This window comes from Streptomyces sp. NRRL WC-3549 (assembly GCF_000721935.1).
Lineage (GTDB): Bacteria > Actinomycetota > Actinomycetes > Streptomycetales > Streptomycetaceae > Streptomyces.
In genome coordinates this window covers 66,800-72,096 of the sequence record NZ_KL585405.1, presented here as the reverse complement: position 1 = coordinate 72,096, position 5,297 = coordinate 66,800, and the positions used below count along the sequence as shown (strand labels likewise).

Sequence of the window (5,297 nt, the reverse complement as noted above, 5' to 3'; positions counted from 1 at the left end):
GTCCACCGCCGGCACGGCGGCGGAGGTGGTGGGCGACGGGGACCCGGTCGCCGGGCCGGTGCTGGCGGACGGAGCGGGACGCACCTCGACGTCGTCGGCCTGCTTCTCCTCCTGCCCGGATATCGGCAGCCAGGGAGCGCTGGAGTTCCCGCCGAGCACCGCCACCACCAGCGTCGCCGCGTAGACGGCGCAGACCGTGGCGAGCAACCAGCCCAGACGCCGGTACGTCTTGCCGCGCCGGCCGCTCTCGTCGACGAAGACCGGCCCGTCCGAGGGATCCGGCGGGCTGGGCTGCACCGGCAGGTCGGCGAGCTGCCGCCCGAGGCCGTCCAGTCGGATGGTGGCGTCGTTCGGCTCGTGCGTATGCCCGGTGCGGGCATCTTCGCGCCAATTGTCCACAGCTGTATGCACTTCCCCCACTCAACGAAACAGGCGCGCGGGAATGAGGTCGGAATGTCTGGTTCCTTGCCATGTTTCGGGCTCCCCAAGCCTCGATCCACGGCTCCCGCCCCTACGCACCGGAGCCCTGAATGTAGCGCACAGCGGTGGCCGTCACGCCCGGGTCCCGGGTGTTGTTCTGCAACGGTGACGCATGAGTGATGCATCGGTGTCTGGCAGCCAAGATCCGGTCGGCCGCACCATCCACCCGTCTCTGGCAGCGAGTTCGTCGACCGCCGCACGCAGAGCACGCAGGCCGGGATGGTCCGCCCCGCTCCGCCACACCATCAGCAGCGGGGAGAGCGGAACAGGCCGCACCAGCGGACGCACCACCGTTCCAGGCAGTGGCGGAAAGTCTACGACCGTCAGCACAGGGTGACCGTTCTTCTCCATAACCCGCTGAAATTCAGCCACTCCCACGGCCAGCGGGGCGGGCGGGGCGAGCACGATGCCCCGGCCCTCGAAAAGACGCCCGGCCAGATCCGTCCACTCCAGGGTGCGCGTATTGCCCGCCCCCGCGTAGACGGTCTCTCCGGACAGATCACCCACCGCGACGACCTCACGCACGGCGAGGGGGTGATCGTTCCGGAGCAGTACGGCCATCGGCTCGTACCGCACCGGGTGTACGGAGAGCCGGGCGAGGACTTCGGGGTCCAGCCCGGCCGCCCGGCCGAAGGAGACGTCGAGCCGTCCGGCGAGCACCTCCCCCGCCGCCCAGGTGAGCCCGCTCTCGAAGCGGGCCATCAGTTCACACTCGGGCGCGAGTTCCCGCGCCCTGGCCAGCACCCGCGCGGCGGTCATCCCGTCGGTGTTGAGGTCGACGAGCAGGGGCCGGGCGGCCGGGTCGGCGAAGGCGGCGGTGAGCGCGGCGTGGGCGTCGAGCACCCGGCGGGCGTACGGCACGAGGCGTTCACCGTCCGGGGTGAGCGCGACCTGCCGGGTGGTACGGACGAAGAGGGCGCAGCCCAGCTCGCGCTCCAGCCGGCGGACGTCCCGGCTGAGCGCCTGCTGCGCGAGGTAGAGACGGGCGGCGGCCCGCGTGAAGTGCAGGTCCTCCGCGACGGCGACGAACGAACGCAGGAGCCTGGGGTCGATGTCGGGAACGTTCATCCGGCAAATTTACAACAGAGGTGCGTGAATGGGGCGTGATCAGGTGTTGGACGGCACCGTACTCCCACCACGAGGCTTGCCCCGTGCCTCAGGAATCCATGACCGCCCTCCCCGTGAAAGCCCGCAACCCCTACCTCCGACTGCTCGCCACCCCCGGCGCCCGCGCCTTCACGGCGGGCAATCTGCTCGCCCGGCTCCCCATGGGCATGTTCAGCGTCAGCGCCGTCATCATGATCGCCGGGGCCCACGACTCGTACGCCCTGGCCGGCGCGGTCACCGCGACCGGCCTCGCCGCGACGGCCGTGGTCGCGCCGTGGACGGCCCGGCTGGTCGACCGGTACGGCCAGGCCCGGATCGCGGTCCCGGCCACCGCGCTCGCCGTCCTCGGCTCGCTGTCCCTGGTGCTGTGCGTGCACTTCGACGCCCCCGTCTGGACGCTCTTCGCCGCGTACGCCGCGACCGCGACCACCCCCAACACCGGCGGCATGTCCCGCGCCCGCTGGGCCCATCTGCACCAGGGCGACCCGGCGGCCCTGCACACCGCGAACTCCTTCGAGCAGGCCGCGGACGAACTCTGCTTCATGCTGGGCCCGGTGCTGGCCGCGACCCTGTGCGGAGCGCTCTTCCCGGAGGCGGGGACGCTGACCGGCGCGGTTCTGCTGATGACCGGCGTCCTGATCTTCGCCGCGCAACGGGCGACCGAGCCGCCGGCGGCCCCGCGCACGACGGCCACCGCCTCCCCGTTCCGCAACCCCCGGATGCCCGCGCTGCTGACCGTCTTCCTCGCCACGGGGGCGGTGTTCGGCTCGATGGAGGTCGTCTCCATCGCCCACGCCGGAGGCGCGATCCTCGCGCTCCAGGCCGCGGGTTCCTGTGTGGCGGGTCTGGTCTACGGTTCGCTGCGCCCCGCCGAAGACGTACACCGCAGGCTGCTGTTCTGCCTCGCCTGCATGACGGCGCTGATGTCCCTGCCCCTGCTGGCCGCCGCCTCCACCGGGTCGCTGCCCGTGCTGGCGGGCTGCCTCCTGCTGGCGGGCGCGGCCACCGCCCCGACGATGGTCACCGGCATGACCCTGGTCCAGCGCCTCACCCCGCAGGCGCAGCTCAACGAGGGCATGACCCTCGCCGTCACCGCCCTGCTGGGCGGCATAGCGGCGGGCTCGGCGGCGGGCGGCTGGCTGGTGGAGCACGCCGGGACGGTGACGGGCTACACGGCACCGCTGGGCGCGGCGGCCCTGGCGCTGGTCATCGCGGTGACCGGGTACGCGACGCGGCGGTCAGGCACCCGCTGACGACGGGCCGGCGGAGGGCCACCCCGCGCGGCCACGGGCGCCGTCGCCTCCGGCCCGCGCGCTGTGACCCTGCGGCCCTGCGGCCTTCGACGGCCGGAACAGTCCGGGCCCCGGCCGCCCCGGTCACTCCCGGCCGGGCTCCGGAAGGCCACCGGGAACCGACCCCGGCCACCCGGCTCCGCCGGAGACGAACCGCATACCCGGAACATCCGAATGTCATTTCACCCGGAAACTACAGATGCACTCATGGGTGAATCCGGCGCGCACGGCCGGCTGCGCACGATCAGGTGATTCCCCTTGCCTTCTCTTGAGCGGATGAATTGCTTCGTACGATGCTTGGCGGGCGCCGATGCACCACCACGACATCGTGGGTATTGGTTCCGCATCCGAAATCGAAGGAAGATATGTTCTCAAGGACGAGGAACGTTCCGCGCACCCTGGCCCTGGCACTGGCGGCCGCCGCGGCGTTCACCCTCGGCGGGCCGCTCACCACCGCCTCCGCCATCGACCACGTCACCTGTGACCCGGACGCCGGCTTCCTGAAGATCTGGTCGCACAGCAACGGGCGCCAGAGCGTGGACTGCTACGCGAACCGGGGCAAGACCGACTTCGGCGGATGGTGGGTCGACCAGATCTCCACCGGGAACAACGACGTGAAGTACTACGACGCCAACGGCGACGTCGTGAAGATCGCCCGGTGGAGCAACGTCAAGTACAACAACACACCGAAGGTCAAGGCCATCGAGATCCTGTAGGGCCCCTCGGGGACGCGGCCGGAGCCCCGGTCGGACAGGTCGGCACGACGCAGAAAAGCCTCCGCCCCGCGAGTGAATTCGCGGGGCGGAGGCTTACATGGGGTGGTGGAGATGGCGGGAATCGAACCCGCGTCCAACGGTGCGGAACCAGGGCTTCTCCGAGTGCAGTTCGCTACGCTTTTCTCGGCCCCGGAGGTCACGCGAACAAGCCTCCGACAGGCCCAGTCACTGTTTGGTTTCCTTCAGAGCCCCGTGACCGGACTCAGAAGTTTAGATCCCTGAATGATGCCAGGATCCGGGTCGGGATCACCCCCGGGCTGACACTCCGCAGAGTCTTCGCTCAGCTGCTAATTAGGCAGCGAGGGCGAAGGCGGAGGAATCGCGCTTGGTGTTGGCGATTATTGGTTGCGACATATGGTTTACGAGATCATTGCCGCTTCCTCGACTCGCTTCCCCTGCTTCGACATCCGCTGTCGAAACCGATCATCCCCATGTTGATTTTTCAATCCGCGCACCCTCTGTGGGGTGCAGGGCCCATCGTACGTGACCAACGCACGCGGATGCCACCGTATTCCCGCGGCTCCGGGCACCGGGCACGCCCGCCAGGGGCCTCAGCCCTGGCGCTGCCGCCGGCGGGCCGCCGCGATCGCGCGGTTCGTCTCCCGCGTGTCCTGCTTCTCCCGCAGGGTCTGCCGCTTGTCGAACTCCTTCTTGCCCTTGGCGAGCGCGATCTCGACCTTGACCCGGCCGTCCTTGAAGTACAGGGCCAGGGGCACGATCGTGTGCCCCGTCTCCTGGGACTTGGACGCCAACTTGTCGATCTCGGCCCGGTGCAGGAGCAGCTTGCGCTTGCGCTTGGCGGCGTGGTTGGTCCAGGTCCCCTGGACGTACTCGGGGACGTGGATGTTGTGCAGCCACGCCTCGTCGTCGTCGATCTGGACGAAGCCGTCGACCAGCGACGCCCGGCCCATCCGCAGCGACTTGACCTCCGTACCCATGAGCACGAGGCCGCACTCGTAGGTGTCGAGGATGTGGTAGTCGTGCCGCGCCTTCTTGTTCTGCGCGATCATCTTGCGCCCGGTGTCTTTTTCCTTGGCCATAGTGCGGTCATTTTCGCACTACGACCCACCCCCGAGGCCACTCAATACCGTCTCGGCCCGTTTCTGGGCCTCCGGGCCCGCCCCCACGTCCGGCGTGATGCCGCTCCCCTCGACGCTGCGGCCCGCCGGAGTGCGGTAGTGCCCGACGGTCAGCTCGGCCACGGAGCCGCCCGGGAGCTTGCTGGGCATCTGGACGGAGCCCTTGCCGAAGGTACGGCTGCCGACGGTCACGGCCCGCCCCCGGTCCTGGAGGGCGCCCGTCAGCAGTTCGGCGGCGCTCATGGTGCCGCCGTCCACCAGGACCACCACGGGACGCTCGGTGTCGCCGCCCGGCTCGGCGTACAGGGCACGCTGCTCGCCGTGCACGTCGTAGGTGGCGACCAGGCCGCCGTCCAGGAAGGCGGAGGACGCGGTGACGGCCTCGGTCACCAGGCCGCCCGAGTTGGCCCGCAGGTCCAGCAGGATCCCGGCGTCCCCGGGGGCGGCCTCCACGGCCTCCCGGACCTTGCCGCCGGCCCCCTTGGTGAAGGCGGCCACCTTGATCAGCACGGCCGCGGACGGGGCGTCGCCCAGCCGTCGGACGGTGACCGGCTCGGTGCTGA

5 protein-coding genes, 1 other RNA gene and 1 pseudogene are annotated in these 5,297 nt (G+C 70.3%); 2 read left to right on the top strand and 5 right to left on the bottom strand.

Annotated elements, in window-relative coordinates; translation table 11 throughout:
* Both IH13_RS0118320 and IH13_RS0118315 read right to left on the bottom strand, forming a co-directional pair.
* Window positions 1-399 (bottom strand): annotated as a pseudogene (locus IH13_RS0118320) (hypothetical protein); the annotation flags it as partial.
* Window positions 400-552: 153 nt separating this feature from the next.
* Window positions 553-1,548, bottom strand: a complete 996-nt coding sequence (locus IH13_RS0118315; protein WP_031085780.1) for a LysR family transcriptional regulator — start codon at window positions 1,546-1,548, stop codon at window positions 553-555.
* Window positions 1,549-1,646: 98 nt separating this feature from the next.
* Between IH13_RS0118315 and IH13_RS0118310 the strand changes: the two genes are divergently transcribed.
* Together IH13_RS0118310 and IH13_RS0118305 are read left to right on the top strand one after the other, a co-directional pair.
* Window positions 1,647-2,840 carry an MFS transporter gene (locus IH13_RS0118310; protein WP_031085778.1) on the top strand — a complete coding sequence of 398 codons (1,194 nt, stop codon included), beginning with the start codon at window positions 1,647-1,649 and terminating at the stop codon, window positions 2,838-2,840.
* Between the two features lie 404 nt (window positions 2,841-3,244).
* Entirely contained in the window at window positions 3,245-3,595 is a 351-nt protein-coding gene (locus IH13_RS0118305) for a beta/gamma crystallin domain-containing protein (protein WP_031085776.1), read from the top strand.
* A 103-nt stretch (window positions 3,596-3,698) separates the two neighbouring features.
* Here IH13_RS0118305 and ssrA read toward each other — a convergent pair.
* From ssrA to IH13_RS0118295, 3 genes are all read right to left on the bottom strand, one after another.
* Window positions 3,699-4,086: a transfer-messenger RNA gene (gene ssrA, locus IH13_RS40120) on the bottom strand.
* 120 nt (window positions 4,087-4,206) lie between these two features.
* Window positions 4,207-4,695 carry an SsrA-binding protein SmpB gene (gene smpB / locus IH13_RS0118300; RefSeq protein ID WP_031085774.1) on the bottom strand — a complete coding sequence of 163 codons (489 nt, stop codon included), beginning with the start codon at window positions 4,693-4,695 and terminating at the stop codon, window positions 4,207-4,209.
* A gap of 18 nt (window positions 4,696-4,713) precedes the next feature.
* Window positions 4,714-5,297, bottom strand: a 584-nt coding sequence (locus tag IH13_RS0118295; RefSeq protein ID WP_031085772.1) for a S41 family peptidase, incomplete at its 5' end; no start/stop codon positions are given.